Genomic DNA, 24,135 nt, shown 5'->3' with positions numbered 1-24,135 from the left:
CTCCCCCTAGCGGTAGTCCTCCTCCGTCGCGTCCTTACCACCCATGACCACGTCCTCGAAGTAGCCGAAGGCGTCCGGGCGGGAGCCGTCGGTGTCGGTGAAGTCGTACTCCTTCGCCAACTGGCCGCTGGAGAGGGACTGGCCGCTCCAGCGCCGCTTGTCCGGGTCGGCGGCGAGTGCCCGTACGGCCCGTGCGACCAGCGCCGGCGATTCGGCGATCGCGAAGTGCGGCTCCTTGGCGATCGCCTCGCGCCAGGTCTCCTCCGTCACCCCGAAGTAGTCCAGCATCTCCTCGGACCGCAGGAAGCCGGGGGTGAGCGAGACGACCGTGCCGCCGTACTCCTTCAACTCGGCGGCGAGGCCGAAGGCGATGCGGTGCGGTGCGTTCTTGGTCAGGTCGAAGCAGAGGTTCTCCCGGTAGGCGCGGTTGTACGCAACGGTGCCGTCGGTGATCTCGACGACCAGCCCGCCGGGCCGCCTGATCAGCAGCGGCAGCGCGTAATGGCTGGTGATGATGTGGGAGTCGACGCCGAGGCGGAACATCCGCAGCCCGCTGTCCAGATCGAGGTCCCAGAGCTTGGTGTTGAACTCGATCAGCCGGTCGCCGCCCCAGAGGCTGTTCACCAGGACGTCCAGTCGTCCCTGTTCGTCGTCGATGCGTTCGATCAGCGCCTTGACCTGGGGCGGCTCCAGATGGTCCGTCGGTACGGCGATCCCGGTGCCGCCCGCCTCGGTCACCAGTTCCGCGGTCTGCTCGATCGTCTCCGTGGGCCGGCCGACCTCGCTGACCCGCTCCCGGGTCGTCCGCCCGGTGACGTAGACCAGGGCGCCGGCCCGTCCCAGTTCCACGGCCATCGCCCGCCCCGCGCCCCGGGTCGCACCGGCGACCAGCGCCACCCGGCCGGTCAGATCCGCCGCCACGGGCCGGTCGTCCGTGCGCCCTGCCCGCCCCTGCCCATGGCCCGCCTGCCCCTGCTGCTGACGCTCCGTCATATGTGTCGCTCCTCGCTGTCGGATGCCGGGGCCCGGCGGGCCCCTCGAACGGCGCGACCGACTCTGGCAGCGAAACCCGACACCTTCTGTCGGGATTCCTGCACCCGGTCAGGAATCCTGCATCCGATCAGGGGTCCTGCACCCGGTCAGAGGTCCTGCACCCAGTCGGGATTCCGGCATCCGCCGCTACGGCTCGACCGCTCGGATGGTCCGGCCGTCCCGCAGGTGCCCGATGACCTCCGCCCGAGCGTCCGGTCCGGCGGGCGCGGCGAGAGTGCCGGTCGTCCCGGCGGCCCGTACGCCGCCGCCCCGGGCGTCGAGGCCGCCCACGTCCCGGCTGCCGGCCGCGAGCAGGTACCACCTGCCGGACCCCGCCTGCCAGTGGACGTCCCCGACGATGTGCGGGCCGAAGCGGCCGCAGGCGGCGGTGCCGGTGGCGCGCCCCGCGATCCGGCCGGGGTCGGTGGGCCGTGCGGCGGGCGGCAGGAAGCGGACGGTCACGGTGCCGGGCCCGCGCCAGGTGTCGGCGCGGGAGCAGACCCAGGTCGCCCGTCCGCCGCCCTCGGGGAGGTCCTGTTCGGCGAACGCCCAGTCGTTGACGGACCGTACGCCGGCCCCCCGGAGCGCCCCCAGTGAGCACGCGGTACGGGCCCAGCTCCGCAGCGCCGGGGCGTCGGTCGCCTCATGCGGTTCCCCGTAGCCGTGCGGTTCCCCGTAGCCGTGCGGTTCCCCGCCAGAGGACGGCCCGGCGGGGGGCTTCCCGTCAGACGTCGGCCCCCCGGCGGACGGCAGCGGCAGATACGTCAGATGGACCGGTACGAGGTCGTCGAGGTCGGCCAGCAGGAAGGCCGGAGCAGCCGTCCCGAGCCGCGCCGAGGGGCGGAATTGCGCCACCGGCCAGCGTCCGCAGCGGGCGCCTGCCGGGGGCGGTGTGGCGATCCGGTCGGTAACGCCGTCCGGGGCGACATGCAGCCCGTGCGGCGGGAGGTCCGGGGCCAGCAGGTCACGGGTGCCGACGTCGGAGATCCACGGCGCGAGCAGATAGCGCATCCAGCCGTTGCCGCGGCCGATCACCAGCCCCGCGCCGGTGGTCAGGTCGGCGTTGTCGACGCGCGCGAAGTGCAGAGTGGGGGTGGCGCCCTCGGGTTCGGCGTAGCGGACCAGGCGCTCGCCGTCGTGGAAGACCACCACCATGACGTTGTCGATCAGCCCCGCGTACAGCAGCTGCGGCGGTTGGCCGGGCGGGCGGGTGGAGGTGCCCGCGGTCGCCGTGATCCGGGCGTCGGCGGGCGGCGCCGCCCAGACCCGCAGCGCCCGCGCCAGCAGCTCCTGGTCGCCGGCCCGCCGGCCGCGGGCGGGCCAGGCAGTGAAGTCGACCCGGGAGGTGTCGGCCCACTGCTCGTTGGGGGTACGTACGAGCCGGGCCGGGTCCAGCGCCTGCTCGGCGGCGGTTCCGGAGCGGCCGGGCAGGTCCGCTCCCCCGCCCACCGCTGCCGCCACGCCGCCGATCGCCAGGACCGCGGCGAGCGCGAGGGCGGCCCGCAGCCGCTGCCGGCGACGCAGCAGGTCCGTCGGCCGGGCCTGCACCGTGCACGGGTCGAACTCCCCCGAGGCCAGCAGCGCCGCGGCGCCGCCCTCGGTCTCCCGGTCCAGCCGCTCGGCCGCCCGCTGCGCCGCCTCCGGCTCCTCGGCCCCGGCCCGGCCCAGAACGGCACGCGCGGTGTCCTCGTCCAGGCCCTCCAGCTGCCACAGCCCGATGGCGGCCCGCACCGACGCCGGGGCGGCGGACAGCGCCTGGTCCAGGGCGAGTTCCTCGGCACCGCCGGCGCGCGGGAAGAGCCGCAGCCCCCATACGACGGGGAGGAGCGGCCATGCCCGCACAACGGGGAGCAGGGGCAGCCCGCGGCCCTGCCACTGCTCATACGCCAGGGCCAGCCGAAGGGTTCGCAGCCGTACCAGGTCGTAGCCCGATTCGGGCACCGGACCGCGCTGCGCGGGCAGCCCGCCGGCCGGCCGGCGGCGACCGGTCCGTGGCAGCGCCCGTTGGACCAGGCCGTGGGCGGTCAGGACCCGGCGGTGGCGCCCCATCGACGGAGGCAGTACGAGGTAGGCGAGACGGACGAGCCGTGGGTAGTGCTCGACGATGGCCGCCTCGGCCCGTTCGAGATGGGCCCGCGGGTGTTCGTCCATGGGCATGGGCATGGCCTGAAACAGCCCTTCGCGAATTGGCGGTAATTGAATCGGCGGTAATTGGTGGATTTTTCCGTCTATACCGTTTTGGTCATTGCAGGCCGTCCAACGAGTGGTGCTGGTGACGGTCACCCGCGGCGACTCACCGGCGGCTCAGCGGCGGCTCACCGGCGGCTCACCAGTACGGAGCACCGTCGCGGCGCTGAACAGGCTGCCCGTCCCCCGTCCCCCCTCCCCCGTCGTCGGCCACGCCTCCCGATAACGCCCCCGTCGCATAACGACCCCGTCGCATCTGGGGCACTCCGCATGCGGCGGGCGGCGGCAGGACAGATGCTGGAGCGGTGATGGACGAGACGGAGTTCTGGGAGCTGATCGACGGTTCGCGTGAGGTCGCCGAGGGTGATCCGCAGGATCAGGCGGATGTGCTGGTCGAGCGGTTGCTGCAACTCGACCCGGACTCCGTACTGGACTTCGCCCGTCACTTCGAGGCGCGCTACCACCGCGCGTACACCTGGGACGTGTGGGCAGCGGCCGCGGTTCTCCTGGACGGCGCCAGCGACGACGTCTTCGACTCCTTCCGCTGCTGGCTGATCGGCCAGGGCCGGGAGGTCTTCGAGGGCGCGCTGCACGACCCGGACGGCCTCGCCGACCTTCTCGACGACTTCGACGACGAGGTCGACGGGGACGGGGAGGAACTGGGTTATGCGGCGGACGAGGCGTACGAACAGCTCACCGGGGCCCAGATGCCGGATCTGGGGCTGCCACCGCAACCGCGTGAACCGCTGGGCACCGTGATCGACTTCGAGGACGACGACGCCTTGGCGGAGCGCTTCCCCACCCTGTGGGACCGTTTCCGGCAGTGATCACCGGGGGGATCGCCGGAGTGATCGCCGGAGTACCGGAGTGATCACCGGGACGGTCCCCGGCACTGCAGGCAGTATGGCCCCATGCGGATCGCGATCACCGGCTCGTCCGGACTCATCGGCAAGGCACTCGTACGGTCTCTGCGCTCGGACGGCCACGAGGTCGTCCGGCTCGTCCGCCGAGAGCCGAAGGCCCCCGACGAGGTGCGCTGGGACCCCAAGGGGCAGGACATCGACACGGCCGGGCTGACCGGCTGCACGGCAGTGGTGCATCTGGCCGGCGCCGGGGTCGGCGACCGCCGCTGGACGGCCGCGTACAAGCAGGAGATCCGGGACAGCCGGGTGCTGGGCACCCGGACCCTCGCCGCGGCGCTCTCCGCCATGGACGCCCCGCCGCGGGTCTTCGTGTGCGGCAGCGCGATCGGCTACTACGGCGACACCGGCGACCGGCGTACGGACGAGAGCGGGACGGCCGGCTCCGGATTCCTGCCGGAGGTCTGCGTGGCCTGGGAGCGTGCGGCGAAACCGGCCCAGGACGCCGGGATCCGTACGGTCTTCGCCCGCACCGGGCTGGTCGTGGCACGCTCGGGCGGCGCCTGGGGCCGGCTCTTCCCGGTCTTCCGGCTGGGCCTGGGCGGTCGGCTCGGCGACGGCAGCCAGTACTGGAGCTTCATCTCTCTGCACGATGAGGTCCGGGCGCTCCGCCATCTCCTCGACACCGAGGAGTTGAGCGGACCGGTCAACCTCACCGCCCCGGAACCGGTCACCAACCGCGAGGTGACCGCCGTGATGGGCCACGTACTGAACCGTCCCACACTCTTCAACGTTCCGGCGCCGGTGCTGCGGATCGCCCTCGGGGACTTCGCCGAGGATGTGCTGGGCAGTCAGCGGGTGGTGCCGCGGCGGCTGCTGGAATCCGGCTTCACGTTCGACCATCCGCGCATCCTGGACGCGGTCCGGGCCGCGCTAGTGGACACGCCCTGACGCCCTGACCATCTGACGCCCTGACCACCTGACGACCTGACGCCCCGGCACCCAGGGGCGTACGGGACGTAGGGGGTACGGGGCGTAGCGGGGACGGGGGCGTAGGAGGTACGGGGCGGCCGGGGCGTCCAGGCCGCGTAGACGCCCCGGCCGCCCCGCCCCTCCCCCCACGGCGCACCGACGCGCCCCGGGCGCCCCCTGTCGTACGGGCCACCGCCTCCCTACCGTCCTCGCACACACCACTCGGCATTCCGCACTCGGCATTCCACGGCGCGGCAGCGGGCATGACAACCGTGCGCCACAGCTGGGACCGACCTCCGGGAGGGGCATGTGCTGCGCACCACATCGACCGTGGACGTCGTCATCGTGGGAGCCGGCCCGGCCGGCCTCGCCGCCGCCCGGCATCTGACCGGCGCGGGAGTGTCGGTCACGGTCCTGGAGGCCGCGGAACGGATCGGCGGCCGGTCCGTCACCGACCTGCTGGACGGCTTCCGGCTGGACTGGTGCGGACGACCGCTGGCCGTCTCCGCCGCCGAGCTGCGCCGCACCCCGGGGCTCACGGACCTGACGCTCCGCCCGTTCGCACCCGGTCTGACCGTCCACAACGGCCAGCGGACACACCGGATCGGCGCCCCCCGGAGCACAAGGGGCGCACTCGCCGCGGCGCGCGCCCTCTCGCGCGCCGACCGTCGCATCGCCCCGCACCCGGACCGCCGCGCCCTCGGCCGCCCCGACCGCCGCACCACCGGCCGCACCGCCGGCCGTACCGATCGCCGCACCGCCGACCGTAGCGACCGCACGGCCCCCGACCGCACGACCTCCACCTCCGCCACCTCCGCCGCCTCCGCCGCCTTCGCCCCGTCCCCGGCCACCGCCCCGCCCGACCGCCCCATCCACGACGCCCTGGCGAGCCGTCCGGCCTTCCCTCTCCGCGCCCATGACGCGTTCCTGCGGCCTCTGCTGGCCGCGCTGCTGTGCGATCCCAGGCTGCGCGGTTCCAGCCGCGGCGCGGCGGCAGCGTTACGGGCGTACGCGGAGGGCCGGCTGTGGCTGCCGGCCGGCGGCGCCGCGGCCGTCCCCGAACTGCTCGCCGCCGGGCTGCCGCCCGGCACGGTCCGTACGTCCGTCCGCGTCACCTCGGTCTCCACCACGGGCGTCAGCACCGCCGAGCACGGCGCCATCCCCTGCCGGGCGGTGCTGGTGGCCACCGGCGCGCGCGATGCCGCCGAGCTGCTGCCGGGGCTGCGGGTGCCCGCCTTCCATCCGGTGACGGTGCTGCACCACACCAGCGCGGCGACGTCCGGAGGGCGCGGCGGCGGGCCGGCCCGCGACCGGACGCTGATCCTCCCGACGGACGGGCCGGTCGGGTTCAGCTACCTCGCCGGCGCGATCGACCCGTCCCGTACACCGCCTGGCCGGCCCCTGATCACCACGACCGTGCTCGGCGCGGCGGCGGCGCTGCCGCTGTCCGTCCTCGACAAGACGGTCCGGCCGCAGCTGGCACGGCTCCATGGTGTGCGCGCCGAGGACTGCCAGCTGCTGACCGGGCATCACGACCCGTACGCGGTACCGGCGATGCCCCCGCCCCACGATCCGGAGCGCCCCGTCCGGGTACTGTCCGGCCTGTATGTGTGCGGCGACCACCGCGACACCAGCACGCTCCAGGGCGCCCTCAACTCGGGCCGCCGCGCCGCCCGCGCCGTCCTCCAGGACTTCGGCCTGCCGGCCCTGACGACGGAGCCGCCGGACGACACCCTGCCCACGGCGGCGTGAGCCGCGCAGTACCGAACCCCGCAGTGCTGAGCAGCGCTGACTCGTACGGTGCTGACCCGAGCGGCGCTGACCCGAGCGCCGCTGACCCGAGCGCCGCTGAACGGCGAACAGTGAACGGTGAACGGCGCTGAACCACACGCCATGAGCGGCTCAGCCCAGCGCCGCCACCCGCTCCTTGTACCCCCGGACCGCCGCGGCGTCCCGGTACGGCTCCAGCCGTCGCTCGAACTCCCTGACGTACTCATGGGCGCGTACGGACCGCATCTCGGACGCCTGGAGCGCCGCCTCCGCGCCCAGTGTGCAGGCCTGCTCCAGCTCACCCAGGCCCAGCCGTGCGGTCGCCAGCACCACCCGGCAGAACAGCCGGCTGCGGGCGAACCCGGCGGCGCGCAGCTGGAGGGAGCGCTCGGCGTGCTGGGAGGCCGCGCGGTACTGCTGGAGGTCGCGGTGGCAGTGCGCCAGCTCGTCGGCGAGCTGCGCCTCGTCGAAGAAGCGCGCCCAGTACGGGGTGTCATCACCGGGGCGGGCGGTCTCCAGCGCGCGCTCCGCGCGGGCCAGCGCCGCCGTACAGGCCCGGACCTCGCCCATCACCCCGTGGCCGCGTGCCTCCGCGGAGTGCAGCAGCGCCTGTACGGCGGGCGGGGCGCCGCCCCCGATGCCCTGCTGGGCGACGCGGGCCAGCTGGACGGCTTCCCTGCCGTGCCCCAGATAGACGGCCTGCCGGCTCATCGTCACCAGGACGTAGGCACCGTACGCCCGGTCGCCGGCGGCCTGGGCCAACCGCAGTGCCTGGACGAAGTACCGCTGCGCCAGGCCGTGTGCGGCGATGTCGTACGAGGTCCAGCCCGCCAGCCGGGTCAGATCGGCGGCGGCCGCGAACAGGCGGCGGCCGATGCCCTCCCCGTATGTGCCGCGCAGCATCGGCTCGCATTCGTGTTCCAGATAGCGCACCAGCGCCTGCCGGGCGTGACCGCCGCCATAGGCGTGGTCCAGCGCCCGGAAGAGCTCACCGACCGAGCGGAGGGCCGCGATGTCGCCGGAGGTGACCCGGGAGCCCTGGGTGCGGTCGACCCGCTCGGTACGGCGCTGGCGGGGCACCGAGTTCCGGCTGGTGTGGCTGGTGTGGTTGCTCTGGCCGCCGTGGTTGCTCTGGCTGCTGTGGCCGCTCTGGTTGCTCTGGGCGGGCACCCGGCCCGACCCGCCCGACCCCTCGGCGGCGGGCTCGCCGTGGGCGACACGCTCGTCGGGGCGGCCGATCAGCCAGTCCCGGCTGGGCACCACGAGCCCGGCCGGGGTGAAGGCGATCTTGCGCAGCTCGGCATGGCTGCCGGAGTCCTTGCGCCACAGCCCGCTGACGATGTCCACCGCCTCGCTCGGGGTGGCGGCGAACTCCAGGCCGGCGTACACCGGCGCACAGGCGTCCAGGCCGAGGTCCTGGGCGGACAGCCGGCGTCCCAGCCGGCGGGTGAACACCTCCGCGATCAGCGCGGGGGTGGTGCCCCTCGGCTGCTGGCCGCGCAGCCAGCGGGTCACCGAGGTCTTGTCGTAGCGCAGGTCGAGGCCGTGCTCGATGCCGAGCTGATCAACGCGTCTGGCCAGCCCTGCGTTGGAGAACCCCGCCTCGGCGATGAGCGCGGCGAGCTGGCGGTTGGGGGTGTGGTGCGCGGGTCGATCCGTCATCAGCTTTACCGGTCTCCTGCCTTCCGGGCCGGGCAGCCGGGTTCGGCAGACCCCGTCCGGCATGCTCATCGCCCTTGTAGAACGGCGTGAATGTAACGGCCTTCGGAACGTTTCTGGCCACCTGAGCCACACGTTCATCCGATCGTGTGAGCAGGGGCGGAGGTCTACGGGAGGTCTACGGATGGTGCGTACACCGGCCGCCTGAAAGGTCCGGAACCAGCCGCCGTACAGTGGCATGGGCGCACACCAGACGCAGGCGTACAGCAGGCGTACACCAGACGCACCAGAGGTTCGAACAGGAGCTGCCGTGACCGCGATCTCCCCGGGGACGTCCCCCGTACCCGAGGCGCTGCGCTTCGTACATCTGGGCTTCGGTGCCGACGCCGTGGACTACGAGGCGGCCTGGCAGGAGCAGCGCCGGGTGCACGCCGCCCGGTTCGCCGACGAGGTGCCCGACACCTGTCTGCTGCTGGAGCACCAGCCGGTGTACACCGCGGGCCGGCGCACGACGGACGACGAGCGCCCCCTGGACGGGACCCCGGTCATCGACGTGGACCGCGGCGGCAAGATCACCTGGCACGGGCCCGGCCAGCTGGTGGGCTACCCCATCCAGAAGCTGCCGCGCCCGGTGGACGTCGTCGCCCATGTCCGCCGCCTGGAAGAGGCGCTGATCCGGGTCTGCGCCGAGTTCGGCATCGAGGGCACCCGGGTCGAGGGCCGCAGCGGGGTGTGGGTGCTGGGCGACCCGGTGGCGGAGCGGCCGTCCCTGGCCGGGCTGAAGCTGGACTTCGCCCCCGGCGCTCCCGGTGCTTCCGGTGCCCCCGGCGCGACCGCCGACGACGACACGTACGACGCGCGCCTGATGGGCCCCGAGTACGCGCCGTCCAACGCCGGCCAGCGCGGTGAGGACCGCAAGCTCGCCGCGATCGGCATCCGCGTCGCCAAGGGCGTCACGATGCACGGCTTCTCGCTGAACGTGAACCCGGACAACACCTCGTTCGACAAGATCGTGCCGTGCGGCATCCGGGACGCCGGCGTCGCCTCGCTCGCCGGGGAGCTGGGCCGCGACGTCACCATCGCCGAGGTGCTGCCGGTCGTCGAGAAACACCTGAGGGACGTGCTGGAGAACGCCGAGCCGCTGCCCCGGGCGGTCTGACGCACGGAGCCGCGGGCCCACGACCGGTACGGGAGCGCCACGGGCACGAGAACGCCCCGGGCAGAACGCCCTGGGCACGGGAATGAACCCCTCCGGCCAGGGGTTGCCGTACCTGGTGGCACAAGCACGTAAAGACGTGCGAATTGACGGGCGTACCCTGGTGTGCGCCGAGGAAACGAAAGCCGCGTAAGCAGAGAGGGGCGCCGGACGTGTCCGCAGTCGCACCCGACGGACGCAAGATGCTGCGCCTGGAGGTCCGGAACAGCCAGACCCCCATCGAGCGCAAGCCCGAGTGGATCAAGACCCGGGCGAAAATGGGTCCCGAGTACACGAAGATGCAGAGCCTCGTGAAGAGCGAGGGGCTGCACACGGTCTGCCAGGAAGCGGGCTGTCCCAACATCTACGAGTGCTGGGAGGACCGCGAGGCGACCTTCCTCATCGGCGGCGACCAGTGCACCCGCCGCTGCGACTTCTGCCAGATCGACACCGGCAAGCCCGAGGCGCTCGACCGCGACGAGCCGCGCCGCGTGGGTGAGTCCGTGGTCACCATGGACCTGAACTACGCCACGATCACCGGCGTCGCCCGTGACGACCTGGAGGACGGCGGCGCCTGGCTGTACGCGGAGACGGTGCGCCAGATCCACCAGCAGACCGCCGACCGCGAGGGCGGGCACACCAAGGTCGAGCTCCTCGCGCCGGACTTCAACGCGATCCCCGAGCAGCTGGCGGAGGTCTTCGCCTCCCGGCCCGAGGTCTTCGCGCACAACGTCGAGACCGTGCCGCGGATCTTCAAGCGGATCCGGCCCGGTTTCCGTTACGAGCGTTCGCTGAAGGTCATCACCGAGGCCCGCGACTACGGCCTGGTCACCAAGTCGAACCTGATCCTCGGCATGGGCGAGACCCGCGAGGAGATCAGCGAGGCCCTGCGCCAGCTGCACGACGCGGGCTGCGAGCTGGTCACCATCACCCAGTACCTGCGTCCGTCCGTGCGCCACCACCCCGTGGAGCGCTGGGTCAAGCCGCAGGAGTTCGTGGAGCTGAAGGACGAGGCCGATCAGATCGGCTTCTCCGGCGTGATGTCCGGCCCGCTGGTCCGCTCCTCCTACCGCGCCGGCCGCCTTTACCAGCAGGCCATGGACAAGCGTCTAGCAGGTGCCGCGCACCGGGGCGAGACCGAGGCGTCCAGTCAGGCGGTTTGAGTTCCCCGACGCGCCATCTTGTGAACCGTGACACATGCTGGACGTACGCGGCCCGCGCACTCCCCCAGGACGGGGGGCGTGGCGGGCCGCGTCAACGTTCCGCACTGTTCCGGATGGTTCGTGTCAACGTTTCATAGGTGTTTGACCAGCAGGTCATCCGTTGGTAACACCTTTCCGTGACGATGGAGGCACGCACCGCTCCCGCACCTCACCCCCGCTCCACCGACAGCAAGAGAGGGAGTCACCCACGATGCCGGCCGCGCCGCTCCGCGCAACCCCCGCCTTCCCCATCCCCTCCATCCCCTCCGTCACCGGTGCCCTGCGTGCCGTCGAGGCCGTACTGATGCGCAACGGGCAGCGCACCGCCCGCCGTAACGCCTGGACGTCGGTCCTGGAGGACCGCCGCCGCGCCAAGGACCGGTACGAGGCCCAGTACGTACTGGAGGCCGCGGCGACCCAGCACCCGCACGCCACGTAAACTTCGCTGTATGGCGAGGAAGGCAAACTCCAACGGCGCTGCCGGCGCTGAGAACCCCGGGCGGCTGAAGCAGATCGCCCTGACCTACAAGATGACCCGTCGGGCCGACTCCAAGGTCGGTCTTGTCGTCGCCGGTGTGGGCATCGTCGTTTTCGGCGTACTCCTCGCCGTCGGCTTCCTGATCGGCCACCCCGTCTACGCGGGCGTCCTGGGCTTCCTGCTGGCCTTCCTCGCGATGGCGATCGTCTTCGGGCGACGCGCCGAGCGGGCTGCCTTCGGGCAGATGGAGGGCCAGCCCGGTGCGGCGGCCGCCGTGCTGGACAACGTCGGGCGCGGCTGGACGGTCACCCCCGCGGTGGCGATGAACCGCAGCCAGGACGTGGTCCACCGGGCCGTCGGCAAGGCCGGCATCGTGCTGGTCGGCGAGGGCAACCCGAACCGGCTGCGCGGTCTGCTGGCCGCCGAGAAGAAGCGGATGGCGCGCACGGTCGCGGACGCCCCGGTCCACGACATCGTGGTGGGCGACGGCGAGGGCCAGGTACCGCTGAAGAAGCTCCGTACGACCCTGCTGAAGCTGCCCCGTGTGCTGCCCGGCGCCCAGGTCACGGCGGTCAACGACCGACTGCGCGCGCTGGGCGACCTGATGAGCAACATGCCGATCCCGAAGGGCCCGATGCCGGGCAAGGGCATGCGGATGCCCAAGGGCGGCGGCAAGACGCGCTGACGCGTCGGCCGAGCGGCTAGCGGCCGAGCGATCGAGCGGCAGCCCGTACACACGAAACGGCACGCCCCGTACACAGGAAACGGGCCGGACACCTCAAACGGGTGGGCCGGGACCACCACGGTCCCGGCCCACCCATTTCACTTCTTCACTTCGTATTCGACTGAACTCTGCCGAGTTCTGCCGAGCACTGCTGAGCACTGCGTCATGCGACTCAGCCCTGCATCCAGGCCCAGATCCGCACCTGGCATCCAGCCCTAGATCCGCACCTGCACCGCACGCGCGAGGCGGTCGTGCAGCCCCCGGCCGTCCCGGTCCCAGATCACCGCCGGGATGACGACGATGAGCAGGAGCGTGCGCAGGACGACCCGCGGCACCGAGATCCGGCCGCCGTCCTCAGCGACCACCCGCAGACCCAGCAGCCGCTTGCCCGGGGTGAATCCCACCGTCCCCACCGTGAGCACGCTCAGCACCGCGAAGACCACCAGCGCCCAGTTGCTCGCGGCTTGCGCCTTGCCTCCGCTGAGCAGGCCGTATGCGATGAGCAGGCACAGCGCCCAGTCGACGAAGAGCGCGGCGAAGCGGCGGCCGGGGCGGGCCAGCGACCCTGGTCCCTCCTCCGGCAGCCCGAGCCGCTGCCCGCGGTATCCGAACTCGACGCCCATGTCCTCGGCTGCCGCGCGCGGCCCGGAGATCCACGATCCGATTGCTTGCCTGTTATCCACCCGTCCACGGTACTGCGACGCCATACGTTCCCCGCGGGGCCCTCCGATCTCGACAGGTCCACAGCACCCCCCTCACCCTCCCCACCCCGCTCAAAATGTCCTCATTTGACGCACACTGGGGGATAAGGGCGACAGCGCGGCGATTAACCTCGGCGAAACAAATGGGTCATGCTTGGGAAATCCCACCTGCCTAGGGTCGGGCCAGCGCGCCACCGCACATGGCCGCGTTCCGAGTAGCTATCCCGCGTCCGCCGACCGGTGACCGGGCTAGGAGGAGTTGGATGTTCCAGAACGCCGACGAGGCCAAGAAGTTCATCGCGGACGAGGACGTCAAGTTCATCGATGTCCGCTTCTGCGACCTGCCCGGTGTGATGCAGCACTTCACGATCCCGGCAGCGGCCTTCGACCCGGCCGATGAGCTGGCGTTCGACGGCTCCTCGATCCGCGGCTTCCAGGCCATTCACGAGTCCGACATGGCCCTGCGCGCCGACCTGTCCACGGCCCGGGTGGACCCGTTCCGCCGTGACAAGACGGTCAACGTCAACTTCTTCATCCACGACCCGATCACCGGCGAGCAGTACAGCCGCGACCCGCGCAACATCGCCAAGAAGGCCGAGGCCTACCTCGCCTCCACCGGCATCGCGGACACCGCGTACTTCGGCCCCGAGGCCGAGTTCTACGTCTTCGACAACGTGCGCTTCGAGACGAAGGCGAACGAGTCCTTCTACCACATCGACTCCGAGGCCGGCGCCTGGAACACCGGGTCGGAGGAGAACAACCGCGGCTACAAGGTCCGCTACAAGGGCGGCTACTTCCCGGCCCCGCCGGTCGACCACTTCGCCGACCTGCGCGCCGAGATCTCCCTGGAGCTGGACAAGGCCGGCCTCCAGGTCGAGCGCCAGCACCACGAGGTCGGCACCGCGGGCCAGGCCGAGATCAACTACAAGTTCAACACCCTCCTCGCCGCCGCCGACGACCTGATGCTCTTCAAGTACATCGTCAAGAACGTCGCCTGGCGCAACGGCAAGACCGCGACCTTCATGCCCAAGCCGATCTTCGGTGACAACGGCTCCGGCATGCACGTCCACCAGTCCCTGTGGCAGGCGGGCGCCCCCCTCTTCTACGACGAGCAGGGCTACGCGGGCCTCTCGGACACCGCTCGCTACTACATCGGCGGCATCCTCAAGCACGCCCCCTCCCTCCTCGCCTTCACGAACCCGACGGTGAACTCCTACCACCGCCTGGTCCCCGGCTTCGAGGCCCCGGTCAACCTGGTCTACTCCCAGCGCAACCGGTCCGCGGCGATGCGCATCCCGATCACCGGCTCGAACCCGAAGGCCAAGCGCGTCGAGTTCCGCGCCCCCGACCCGTCCTCGAACCCCTACCTCGCCTTCTCCGCCCTCCTCCTCGCGGGCCTCGACGGCGTCAAGAACAAGATCGAGCCGGCCGAGCCCATCGACAAGGACCTCTACGAGCTCGCCCCCGAAGAGCACGCCGGCGTCCCCCAGGTCCCGACGTCCCTCCCGGCCGTCCTCGACGCCCTCGAAGACGACAACGAGTACCTCCAGCAGGGCGGCGTCTTCACCGCCGACCTGATCGAAACCTGGATCGACTACAAGCGCACCAACGAAATCGCCCCGATCCAACTCCGCCCGCACCCGCACGAGTTCGAGCTGTACTTCGACATCTAAGAGCTGGCGCCTGGCGACCTGGGCGCAAGCCCGGAGCGGCACGAGGGCCGCTACCCCATATCCGGGGTAGCGGCCCTCGTCGGCTTGGTCGGCCTCCTGTGGCCAGCTGTGGGCGACGTGGGTGCCACCGCGGAGTTCCCGGATGAAGTCGTGATCGCGTGCCGCACGTCGAAGTGAAGGGTCTGGTACGACCCGCTGCCCGCGCGCGTCACGGGCCTCACGGGACTCATCCCGTTGCCCGGCTCCCCGGGCCCTGGACGTCGCCGTCGGCACCCAGCAGGGCGGCGTCTCTCTGCGCCCGGGGCTGCCTCGAGCCTGACGGGACAGCCTGGGGCCTCGGCTGACGGGCAGTCACGGCAGTCACGGCTGTCAAGGCCGTCCAGGGGGTACCTGGGGGGACCCGTCGGAGGTGGGGGTACCCGTTCGGATGCGCTTGGCGCGACGGGGGCCGCGAGGGTATGCATCGTGATCGCATGAAGAGAATGCAGAGGGTTCACCCCAAGAAGGCCGGTTCACGAGTATTCGCGGTCAGCGCTGCCCTGGGTCTTGCGCTTGCGGCAGGGGCGGCGACGGCCACATCCGCTGTGGCCATGGCGCCCGCGGCGCACGTCGCCGCTCGGGCCATGGCTGCGCAGTCGAGTCCGATGGGCGGCGGCGGCGATGGCTACGAGTGCATCATCGTCCTCATGTGCAACTGACGGTGTGCGATTGGCCTCGTGTGCAGTTGGCCTCGTGTGCGGTCGATGGGCGAGGTGCGCAGTTGGCCTCGTGTGCAGTCGATGGGCGAGGTGCGCAGAGGTGTGCAGTTGATTGATGGTTGGCGGGGGCCGGGGCACTGCCGCCCTGGCCCTCGGTGCGTAGCCCGGCACGGCTTGTCGCCGTGCCGGTTCACAGGTCGCGCCGGCTGCCCCCGGGCGCGGGAGTCCCGCCTGGTGCGGGGTCGCGCCGGCGGCGGGGCCCGGTGCGATGGGGCACGTCGGGTGCGTCGTCTGGCTCACAGTCGTCTGGCTCACAGTTTTTGCAACTTGTTGCATAAGGGGCCGGGGCTCGTCTACAACGGTGTGTACACCCACCGTGCGAGGAGGCCCGATGAGCCCCGTGAGCCCGTACCCACACCTGATGAGCCCGCTCGACCTCGGGTTCACGACACTGCCCAACCGGGTGCTGATGGGGTCGATGCACATCGGTCTGGAGGAGGCCGAGAACGGCTTCGCGCGGATGGCCGCCTTCTATGCGGCGCGGGCGCGGGGCGGCGTAGGGCTGATGGTGACCGGCGGTATCGCGCCGAACGAGGCGGGGCGGCCGTACGAGGGCGGGGCGAAGCTGACCACCGACGCGGAGGTGGCCCAGCACCGGACGGTGACCGACGCGGTGCACGCCGCGGGCGGGCGGATCGCGATGCAGATCCTGCACTTCGGACGGTACGCGTACCACCCCGGCCTGGTGGCCCCGAGCGCGATCCAGGCACCGATCAGCCCCTTCGCCCCGCACGCGCTGACGGACGACGAGGTGGAGCAGACCGTCGAGGACTATGTGCGGGCGGCGGAGCTGGCGAAGGCGGCCGGATACGACGGTGTCGAGATCATGGGGTCCGAGGGGTACCTGATCAATGAGTTCATCGCCGGCGCGACCAATCACCGTACGGACCGGTGGGGCGGGTCGTACGAGAACCGGGTGCGGTTCCCGCTGGAGATCGTGCGGCGTACCCGGGAGCGGGTGGGTGCGGACTTCATTCTGATCTACCGGCTGTCGATGCTGGATCTGGTTCCGGGCGGTTCGTCGCTGGCGGAGGTCATCGCGCTCGCCAAGGAGATCGAGGCGGCGGGGGCGACGATCATCAATACGGGCATCGGCTGGCATGAAGCCCGTATTCCGACCATCGCGACCTCCGTGCCGCGTGGGGCGTACAGCTGGGTGACCAAGCGGCTGATGGGGTCGGTCTCGGTGCCGCTGGTGACCAGCAACCGGATCAACACCCCCGAGGTGGCGGAGGAGTTGCTCGCCGACGGGCGGGCGGACATGGTGTCGCTGGCCCGGCCCTTCCTCGCCGATCCGGAGTTCGTCCGCAAGGCCGGGGACGGGCGCGCCGAGGAGATCAACACCTGCATCGGGTGCAACCAGGCCTGCCTCGACCACACCTTCAGCGGGAAGATCACGTCCTGCCTGGTCAATCCCCGGGCCTGCCACGAGACCGAGCTGGTGCTCACGCCGACCCGGCTGCGCAAGCGGATCGCGGTGATCGGCGCCGGACCGGCCGGGCTGGCGTGCGCCGTCTCGGCCGCCGAGCGCGGGCACCGGGTGACGCTGTTCGACGCCGCGGCGGAGATCGGCGGGCAGCTGAACGTCGCCAAGCGGGTGCCGGGGAAGGAAGAGTTCGACGAGACGCTGCGCTACTTCCGGGCGCAGCTGGCGCTGCACGATGTGGAGGTGCGGCTGAATCGCTCCGTATCGGCTGCCGATCTGACGGCTGCGGATTATGACGAGGTCGTGGTGGCCACGGGCGTGACGCCACGCGTTCCGGAGGTCGCGGGGATCGGGCACCCGAGCGTCGTCAGCTACCTCGATGTGCTGCGGGACGGTGCGGAGGTGGGCGAGCGGGTGGCGATCATCGGGGCCGGTGGTATCGGGTTCGACGTCGCGGAGTTCCTGACCGACGCCGGGGACGGGGCGAGCCGGGATGCGGAGACGTACTTCCGCGCCTGGGGAGTGGACACGGCGTACGGTGAACGCGGCGGGCTGCGGGCGCCCGAGCGGCCCAAGGTCCCGCGTCAGGTGCATCTGCTGCAGCGCAAGACGTCGAAGGTCGGCGCCGGCCTGGGCAAGACCACTGGCTGGATCCACCGTACGGAGCTGCGCCACCGGGGCGTGACGATGATCCCCGGAGTGACGTACGAGCGGATCGATGACGAGGGGCTGCATGTCACGGTGGACGGCGTGAGCACCACGCTGGCCGTGGACACGGTCGTGCTGTGCACGGGGCAGGAGCCGCGGCGTGATCTGTACGAGGAACTGCGCGCCGAGGGGCGGACGGTGCATCTGATCGGCGGGGCGGATGTGGCCGCCGAGCTGGATGCCAAACGTGCGATCAAGCAGGGGACGGAGCTGGCGGCCGCGCTGTGACGGGGCGGAGCCGCGCTGCGACGGGACGGAGGGGAAACCGGACTGCGCGACCGGGAAAGCGGCTGCGGCCGGGCGGCGTGACGGGGCAGCTACGGCCGGGCGGCGCGACGGGGCGGCTGCGGCCGGGCCGGCGTGATTAGGCTGCTGTCATGTCCCTCCCCCATGCGATCCTCACCGCCCTGCTCGAGAAGCCGTCGTCGGGGCTGGAGCTGACCCGCAGGTTCGACCGGTCGATCGGGTACTTCTGGCCGGCCACGCATCAGCAGATCTATCGCGAGCTGGGGAAGCTGGAGCAGGCCGGGTTCATCCGGGTACTGCCGTCGCAACAGCCGTCCCGGGGGCAGAAGAAGGAGTTCGAGGTGCTGTCGGCGGGCCGCGCCGAGCTGACCGCCTGGGCGTCCGGCGAGCAGGAGGTCAAGCCGGTCCGCAGTGCGCTGGTGCTGCGGCTGCGGGCGGCCGCGGTCGTCGGGCGCGCCGGGCTGGACGAGGAGCTACGGCGCCACCTGGCGCTGCACCGGCGGCAGTTGGCGGAGTACGAGGAGATCGAGGGCCGCGACTTCGGTGCTGCGGCTGAGCCCGAGGACCGGCTGCGGCGGCTCGTACTACGGGCCGGGATCGGACTGGAGACCTTCTGGGTGCAGTGGCTGGAGGAGGCGCTGACGGAGGTCGAGGGTATGGAGCCCGAGGGTAGGGCGACCGAGGGTATGGAGACCGAGGAGTCGGCGGGTGGGGAGGCGGCGGGCGAGGGGGTCTAGGGCCAGGGCCCAGGCGGCCACGGCGGGCGGGCGGCCCGGGAGTGATCCCCGGGCCGCCCGCAGGTTGCCAGTGGTCGTCGGCCGTCAGCAGTTGTCGTAGAGCAGGGCGCGCACGAGGCGGCAGGTGGTGTCGGAGGGGGCGTGCACCCCGATCTGGGTCGCGGTGTTACGGATCTTGTGGTTGTTGGCCTGCTCGGGACGGTAGACGCCGGTGTCGAGCAGGGCTATGGCGAGCCGCATGGCCTTCAGGCGGCGGTTGTGGGATTCGTACCGCTCGCGCGGCCATCCGGCGGGCAGCGGTTTCTTGGGCAGCGGGTGGGCCGGGAGAGGCTTCGTCATGAGTGTGGCAGCAGCCATCGGCGACCTCCTGGAGCGTGGGAAAACCCTCACTGACTGGTTCCCATTCTACTGGCCACCACTGACAAAAGCCCCTGGCCAGAGCGCTTTTGCCCTCCTGAGCGGACCTCTCGCCAGGCCTTCCGGAAGAGCCGTCCCCGCCCGGTGATCGACCGGATCTGACAGATGTCCGGCTGAGTAACCTGCGGTTCACATATGGGCAACGGACGGGAAACGGCCCGTTGCGAGAGTGCGCACGTACGCCCCGCACGCGTACCCGCACCGACCCGTATAAGAGGACCCCGTGACCATCAAGGCCGAGTACATCTGGATCGACGGCACCCAGCCGACCGCCAAGCTCCGCTCCAAGACCAAGATCCTGGCGGACGGTGGCAAGCTGCCCCGGTGGGGCTTCGACGGGTCCAGCACCAACCAGGCCGAGGGGCACTCCTCGGACCTCGTCCTGGAGCCGGTGTTCAGCTGTCCGGACCCGATCCGTGGCGGCGACCACCTGCTGGTGCTGTGCGAGGTGCTCAACACCGACCTCACCCCGCACTCCTCCAACACCCGTGCGCCGCTGCGCCCGGTGGCGGAGAAGTTCGCCGGCCAGGAGCCGCTCTTCGGCATCGAGCAGGAGTACACGTTCCTCAAGGGCGACCGTCCGCTCGGCTTCCCTGAGGGCGGCGGCTACCCGGCCCCGCAGGGCGGCTACTACTGCGGTGTGGGCGCGGGCGAGATCTTCGGCCGGGAGATCGTCGAGCTGCACCTCGACCGGTGCCTGGCGGCCGGTCTCGGCCTGTCCGGTATCAACGCCGAGGTCATGCCCGGCCAGTGGGAGTTCCAGGTCGGTGCGCTGTCGCCGCTGGAGGTCTCCGACCACATGTGGGTGGCACGCTGGCTGCTGCACCGTACGGCGGAGGAGTTCGGCGTCACCGCGTCGCTGGACGCCAAGCCGGCCAAGGGCGACTGGAACGGCGCGGGCGCGCACACCAACTTCTCCACCCGCGCGATGCGCGAGGGTTACGACGCGATCATCACCGCCTGCGAGGCACTGGGCGCGGGCGACAAGCCGCTGGAGCACGTCCGCCAGTACGGCACCGGCATCGAGGAGCGGCTCACCGGCGCGCACGAGACCGCGCCCTGGGACAGGTACAGCTACGGCGCCTCCGACCGCGGTGCCTCGGTGCGGATCCCCTGGCAGGTCGAGGTCGAGAAGAAGGGCTACATCGAGGACCGGCGGCCGAACGCCAACGTCGACCCGTACGTGGTCACCCGGCTGATCGTGGACACCTGCTGCACGGAGCTGGCGCGGCGCGAGCAGGTCTGAGGCAGGCAGCTCTGAGGCGGGCAGGCCTGAGGCGGGCAAGCCCTGCGCCGGGCAAGCCTGCGTCGGGTACGTCCGTGACGGGCAGGTCCGAGACGGACAGGAGCATGACGGAAGGGGGCCGGGCCGGCGGGTCCGGCCCCCTTCCGCGTGCCCGGCGCCGGACGGCGCTGGTCGCGCCCGGGTCCGGGCCGATTGTCAGTGGTGGCTGGCAGTCTGGGGACATGCTTGCGATCACCGTCAAGACCGAGAGCGGACCGCGCCGTTCACACCGGGCGGGGGCCTGAGATGGCGCCTCGTCTGCCCCGTCTGCCCTGGGTCGCGCCGCTGTACGTCGGCGCCGTACAGCTCGGCGCGCACGCCGCCGCCCGGCTGCCGCGAGGGCGGCGTACGGAGTTGCTGCGGAGGCACTCCACCAACGTCGCGAACCTGCGCGCGGGCCGGTGGGAGACGCTGGTCACCAGCGCCGCGTTCGTCGAGGATCCACTCCCGGTGCCGTACGGTGCCGGGCTGCTCGCCGCCCTCGGTACGGCCGAGGCGCGCTGGGGCGCCGCCCGTGCGGTGGGGGTGTTCGCGGTCGGCCACATAGGCGCCAGCCTGCTGGTCTACGCGGGCCTGCGCGGCCGGGTGGCGCAGGGGCGCACGCCCCCAGCTACCGCTGGGGGCACTCCCACTCCCACTCCCACCCTCACCCCCGCCCCCACCCGTGCCCTTGAGGCCCTGGGGGACGATCACGATCCCCGCCACGCGGCTACGCGCGCCCTCGACGCCACCGCGCGCGCCCTCGACGTCGGCGCGAGCTATGGCTTCAACGCGACGCTGGGCGCCCTCGCCGTGACGCTCCCGCACCGCGGCGCCCGGACGGCGGCGACGGCCGGACTGCTGGCGCTGGGGATACGTCCCGTACTGCGGCGCGGCCGGACGTTCACCGACGCCGGGCATCTGGTGGCAATAGCCCTGGGAGTGGCGACGGGGTGCGTCATGCGGGCGGCAGAGACGTACACGTACACGTCACGGGCGGCAGAGACGTACGCCATGCGGGCAGCGGAGACGAGGCGGCGGCTGACATAGGAGCGGGAGGGCGGCTGACTTGGGAGCGGAGGCCGACTGATGGAGGTGCGGAAGGCACAAGCGGCCGGACGAGCAGGGGCTGGACGAGAAGGGGCTGGACGACAAGGGGCTGGACGACAAGGGGGCTGGGGGGCAGTTCCAGCCACCGCGTGCGGGGGCGCTCCCGGCTGCCCTCGCTCCCCAACTCCCCTGTGCCGAGGCCCCGTCAGATGCGGATCGTCCCCGGCCCCGCCGCCTGTGCGGGCCGGGGGCGGCCGAATCCCGCCAGGGTGCGGCCTTCACAAGGGACAGATCACCGGCTGTCTGGTTCAATGGGGTCATGGCCAGCCTTACCGACACCGCGACAGGTCGCAGCGACCTCGAGCCCTTCTGGCCGTCCCGGCAGGCACACGCCTTCGATCGTCTGTGTTGCCGCGCGCACTGAGCGCGGGCCCGCACACACCCCACCGACGCCGCCGACCGGCGTCCCCAGCCCTGCCCGCGCGCACGACGTCCCCGACGCCCCTTCTGCGCGAAAGAGCTGACGCCCCATGACGAACGTCCGCCCCCTGACCGCCGGTTCCACGACGGCACCCCTCCCCGCCCGTACCACCCCGCACCGGCGCGGCCACCGTCTCCGCGCGGTGGCGCCCGACGAAATCCCACCCGTCGCCGAGCTGCTGAACTCCGGCGCGACCTGGCTCCCGGCACCCCCGCACAGCCTGCCCGTGCTGCCCGGCCAGCCGCCGATGGTCGGCTACCTCGTCCTCGTACCGGCCGACCACGCCACCACGGCCGTGCCCCGGCCGGCCGCCGAGGCCATCGCCAAGCCCGCCGATCCTGCCGAGCCTGCCGAGCCCGCTGCTCCCGCGCCGACCGGTGACGCCGTCGTCCGGATCGACCCCGAGCAGCGCACCGCGCACGTCCAGGGCCGGCCGCTGGACCTGACGTACCTGGAATTCGAGCTGCTGGCCCACCTGGTCGCGCATCCGCACCGGGTACACACCCGCGACCAGCTGGTGAGCACGGTGTGGGGCTACGGCCACATCGGCGACGGCCGCACCGTCGACGTCCATGTCGCCCGCCTGCGCCGCAAGCTGGGCGCCGAACACCGGTCGTCGATCGTGACAGTGCGCCGGGTCGGCTACAAGTACGTGCCCAGCGCCTGAGATACCGCCGGACCACCGGGACTACCAGGACTACCGGCAGCAGATCGGCAGCCGGCGCCCTCCCGCTCACGCGGCAGCGGGAGGGCGCGCGGCCCGCCGCCCCCGCGCCTCTGGTCCCCGCTCCCGCTCCCGCGCCCCTGGCCCCCGCCCGCGAGCCCTTCGCCCAGCACGACGCGCTCCGCCGACGCCGCCAGGGAGCGCCGGTCGAGACCCTCCCCTGCCCCCTCCCCCGTCAGCTGCGGATGCACGGTGATCCGTACGGTCAGCTCGCGGGCGGTGAGCACCCGGCGCAGCGAGGCGAGGAAGGTTTCCTCACCGCAGAAGGCGGCCACCGTGCTGGGCCGACCCCGCTGGGTGTACTCGACGGTCACCGGCCGCACCGGCGCGCCCGCGTCGAGGGCGGCCTGGAACGTGGCCCGCCGGAAGGTCCCCCGGTCCGCCGTGCACCAGGTGGTGGCCTGCGGAAACACCGCCACCGACCGCCCGGAGGCCAGCAGGTCCGCCAACTCCCGCACCACATCTGGCAGTCGCCGCAGGTCCGTACGGTCGATGAAGTGCGTACCGGCCCGGCGGGCCAGACCGCCGACGACCGGCCAGCCGTCGACCTCTCGCTTGGCGAGCAGGGTGACCGGTTCGACGGCCAGCAGAGCCGGAATGTCGAGCCAGGAGATGTGGTTGACGACGACCAGGGCGCCGGGCCCGCCACCCCGGGCGGTGAACGCGCCACCCCGGGCGGTGGAAGCGCCGCCCCCCGGCTCCGGGCCCTCCGGCCGTACGTCCAGCTCCACGTCCAACTGCACGTCCAACTGCACGTCCAACCGTATGCCCAGCGCGTCGAGCAGCGCCCTGGCGTGGCTGCGCAGCCGCGCCGGATCGGCCATCCGTCCGCCGTCCGCCAGTGCCCGGCCCACCCGGTGCGCGAACGCCACGGAGCGCCGTGCGATGCCGGTCACCGGCACCCGGGGCAGGGCGTGCGTGGCGCAGCCCGGGGTGCAGTCGGACCGGACGTCCCAGGGCCCGTTCACCGTTCGCCCAGGAAGTAGCGCCGGTAGCGGTCCCCGAGCCGTTCCATGTCCAGGACGACGAAGAAGTCGGCGACGTCGAAGGCGGGGTCGTGAGCGGGCGCGCCGCAGATGACAGCACCTATCCGCAGATAGCCGCGGAGCAGCGGGGGCAGCTGGGCGGCGCTGGGCCGCTCGGGGAGCGGGACCGTGGAGTGCCAGGGGTGATGCGGGGTGACCCGCAGCTCGGGCGGGGCGGCGTAGCGGGTACGGCCCAGCTGCTGGGCGTGGGCGGCCGCGGTGCCGCCGTCGGCGAGCGGGACGGAGGCGCAGCCGGCCAGGTAGCGGTGGCCGGAGAGCAGGGTGTAGCGGGCGAGCGCGGCCCACATCTGGGTCATCACCGCGCCGCCACGGTGATCGGGGTGGACGCAGGACCGGCCGGCCTCGATGAGCGACGGGCGCAGCGCCTCCAGTGCGCCGAGGTCGAACTCCCCGTCGGAGTAGAGCCGGGGGCTGCGGCCGGGCGGCAACAGGCGGTAGGTGCCGACGACCTCACCGGTCGCGGTGTGGGTGACGATGAGGTGGTCGGCGAGCTCGTCGACGGCGTCGATGTCATGACCGGCCAGGGGGGTGTCCAGGGCCGCGCCCAGCTCGCCGGCGAAGACCTGGTGGCGCAGCCGCTGGGCGGCGCGGATCTGCGACACGGTATCGGCGATCCGCGCCGTGTAGTCCGGGGCCGTGGCGGTGTAGTCCGGGTCCGCGGGGGCGGCTGAGCCAGCGGGGGCGGTTGAGCCAGCAGGGACGGCTGAGCCAGCGGGGGCAGCCGGAACGGCGGAGAGAGAAGCGGAAGCGGAAGCGGACGCGGTCGTTGCCATGCTCATGGGAGCCCTCCTGGGGAGTGGGGAGGCTGCGGTGGACCGAGGGCCA

The 24,135-nt window shown here is 72.1% G+C and carries 21 protein-coding genes; 14 read left to right on the top strand and 7 right to left on the bottom strand.

The genetic code is table 11. The features are described 5' to 3' along the window. Positions 1–6: 6 nt before the first annotated feature. Positions 7–993, bottom strand: a complete 987-nt coding sequence (locus tag ACFY12_RS22000) for an SDR family oxidoreductase (RefSeq protein WP_390717540.1) — start codon at positions 991–993, stop codon at positions 7–9. Between the two features lie 186 nt (positions 994–1,179). Continuing rightward, positions 1,180–3,183, bottom strand: coding sequence for a hypothetical protein (locus tag ACFY12_RS21995; RefSeq protein WP_390717539.1), 2,004 nt, complete (start codon positions 3,181–3,183; stop codon positions 1,180–1,182). A 344-nt stretch (positions 3,184–3,527) separates the two neighbouring features. Between ACFY12_RS21995 and ACFY12_RS21990 the strand changes: the two genes are divergently transcribed. The 3 genes from ACFY12_RS21990 to ACFY12_RS21980 all read left to right on the top strand — a co-directional run bounded on the left by ACFY12_RS21990 (position 3,528) and on the right by ACFY12_RS21980 (position 6,803). Continuing rightward, complete coding sequence (locus ACFY12_RS21990) at positions 3,528–4,046, top strand: DUF4240 domain-containing protein (protein ID WP_390717538.1); 519 nt, start codon at positions 3,528–3,530, stop codon at positions 4,044–4,046. A gap of 84 nt (positions 4,047–4,130) precedes the next feature. After that, positions 4,131–5,030, top strand: coding sequence for a TIGR01777 family oxidoreductase (locus ACFY12_RS21985; protein ID WP_390717537.1), 900 nt, complete (start codon positions 4,131–4,133; stop codon positions 5,028–5,030). Positions 5,031–5,360: 330 nt separating this feature from the next. Continuing rightward, positions 5,361–6,803: an NAD(P)/FAD-dependent oxidoreductase gene (locus tag ACFY12_RS21980; RefSeq protein ID WP_390717536.1), complete on the top strand. Its 1,443-nt coding sequence runs from the start codon at positions 5,361–5,363 to the stop codon at positions 6,801–6,803. Between the two features lie 150 nt (positions 6,804–6,953). On the opposite strand, the gene ACFY12_RS21975 is transcribed toward ACFY12_RS21980, so the two are convergent. Continuing rightward, complete coding sequence (locus tag ACFY12_RS21975; RefSeq protein ID WP_390717535.1) at positions 6,954–8,483, bottom strand: regulator; 1,530 nt, start codon at positions 8,481–8,483, stop codon at positions 6,954–6,956. A 307-nt stretch (positions 8,484–8,790) separates the two neighbouring features. Here ACFY12_RS21975 and lipB point away from each other — a divergent pair, with 307 nt between their 5' ends. From lipB to ACFY12_RS21955, 4 genes are all read left to right on the top strand, one after another. After that, entirely contained in the window at positions 8,791–9,639 is an 849-nt protein-coding gene (lipB, locus tag ACFY12_RS21970) for a lipoyl(octanoyl) transferase LipB (RefSeq protein ID WP_390717534.1), read from the top strand. A 209-nt stretch (positions 9,640–9,848) separates the two neighbouring features. Beyond that, the gene (gene lipA, locus ACFY12_RS21965; protein WP_390717533.1) at positions 9,849–10,838 is read left to right on the top strand and encodes a lipoyl synthase; all 990 of its coding nucleotides are present in this window, start codon (positions 9,849–9,851) and stop codon (positions 10,836–10,838) included. A gap of 250 nt (positions 10,839–11,088) precedes the next feature. Then, the gene (locus tag ACFY12_RS21960; RefSeq protein ID WP_390717532.1) at positions 11,089–11,316 is read left to right on the top strand and encodes a hypothetical protein; all 228 of its coding nucleotides are present in this window, start codon (positions 11,089–11,091) and stop codon (positions 11,314–11,316) included. 10 nt (positions 11,317–11,326) lie between these two features. After that, positions 11,327–12,040: a DUF4191 domain-containing protein gene (locus tag ACFY12_RS21955; protein ID WP_390717531.1), complete on the top strand. Its 714-nt coding sequence runs from the start codon at positions 11,327–11,329 to the stop codon at positions 12,038–12,040. 254 nt (positions 12,041–12,294) lie between these two features. Here ACFY12_RS21955 and ACFY12_RS21950 read toward each other — a convergent pair whose 3' ends face one another. After that, entirely contained in the window at positions 12,295–12,762 is a 468-nt protein-coding gene (locus tag ACFY12_RS21950; RefSeq protein WP_390717530.1) for an RDD family protein, read from the bottom strand. A gap of 281 nt (positions 12,763–13,043) precedes the next feature. On the opposite strand from ACFY12_RS21950, the gene glnA reads away from it, so the two are divergent. The 4 genes from glnA (at position 13,044) to ACFY12_RS21930 (ending at position 18,328) form a co-directional block, all read left to right on the top strand. Continuing rightward, positions 13,044–14,453 carry a type I glutamate--ammonia ligase gene (gene glnA / locus ACFY12_RS21945; protein ID WP_390717529.1) on the top strand — a complete coding sequence of 470 codons (1,410 nt, stop codon included), beginning with the start codon at positions 13,044–13,046 and terminating at the stop codon, positions 14,451–14,453. 473 nt (positions 14,454–14,926) lie between these two features. Next, on the top strand, positions 14,927–15,151 hold the full coding sequence (locus ACFY12_RS21940; RefSeq protein WP_390717528.1) for a hypothetical protein: 225 nt from the start codon (positions 14,927–14,929) through the stop codon (positions 15,149–15,151). A 400-nt stretch (positions 15,152–15,551) separates the two neighbouring features. After that, positions 15,552–17,573: an FAD-dependent oxidoreductase gene (locus tag ACFY12_RS21935; RefSeq protein WP_390717853.1), complete on the top strand. Its 2,022-nt coding sequence runs from the start codon at positions 15,552–15,554 to the stop codon at positions 17,571–17,573. Between the two features lie 149 nt (positions 17,574–17,722). Next, on the top strand, positions 17,723–18,328 hold the full coding sequence (locus ACFY12_RS21930; RefSeq protein ID WP_390717527.1) for a PadR family transcriptional regulator: 606 nt from the start codon (positions 17,723–17,725) through the stop codon (positions 18,326–18,328). Between the two features lie 84 nt (positions 18,329–18,412). On the opposite strand, the gene ACFY12_RS21925 is transcribed toward ACFY12_RS21930, so the two are convergent. Then, entirely contained in the window at positions 18,413–18,685 is a 273-nt protein-coding gene (locus ACFY12_RS21925; RefSeq protein ID WP_390717526.1) for a hypothetical protein, read from the bottom strand. Between the two features lie 283 nt (positions 18,686–18,968). Between ACFY12_RS21925 and glnII the strand changes: the two genes are divergently transcribed. From glnII to ACFY12_RS21910, 3 genes are all read left to right on the top strand, one after another. Continuing rightward, positions 18,969–19,991, top strand: coding sequence for a glutamine synthetase (glnII, locus tag ACFY12_RS21920; protein ID WP_390717525.1), 1,023 nt, complete (start codon positions 18,969–18,971; stop codon positions 19,989–19,991). Between the two features lie 285 nt (positions 19,992–20,276). Beyond that, positions 20,277–21,059, top strand: a complete 783-nt coding sequence (locus tag ACFY12_RS21915; RefSeq protein WP_390717524.1) for a rhomboid-like protein — start codon at positions 20,277–20,279, stop codon at positions 21,057–21,059. A 530-nt stretch (positions 21,060–21,589) separates the two neighbouring features. Then, positions 21,590–22,207: a winged helix-turn-helix domain-containing protein gene (locus ACFY12_RS21910; RefSeq protein WP_390717523.1), complete on the top strand. Its 618-nt coding sequence runs from the start codon at positions 21,590–21,592 to the stop codon at positions 22,205–22,207. Here the strand turns inward: ACFY12_RS21910 and ACFY12_RS21905 are convergent. Together ACFY12_RS21905 and ACFY12_RS21900 are read right to left on the bottom strand one after the other, a co-directional pair. Further along, positions 22,183–23,232, bottom strand: coding sequence for a lysophospholipid acyltransferase family protein (locus tag ACFY12_RS21905; RefSeq protein WP_390717522.1), 1,050 nt, complete (start codon positions 23,230–23,232; stop codon positions 22,183–22,185). The two genes, ACFY12_RS21910 and ACFY12_RS21905, sit on opposite strands and share 25 nt — an antisense overlap. Further along, positions 23,229–24,089, bottom strand: coding sequence for a GNAT family N-acetyltransferase (locus tag ACFY12_RS21900; RefSeq protein ID WP_390717521.1), 861 nt, complete (start codon positions 24,087–24,089; stop codon positions 23,229–23,231). The genes ACFY12_RS21905 and ACFY12_RS21900 overlap by 4 nt, the downstream gene beginning before the upstream one ends. Between the last annotated feature and the right edge of the window lie 46 nt (positions 24,090–24,135).

The sequence above is a fragment of the Streptomyces sp. NPDC001339 genome (genome assembly GCF_042895955.1).
In the GTDB taxonomy this organism is placed as follows: Bacteria; Actinomycetota; Actinomycetes; order Streptomycetales; family Streptomycetaceae; genus Streptomyces.
This window is presented reverse-complemented; position numbering and strand designations above follow the sequence as displayed.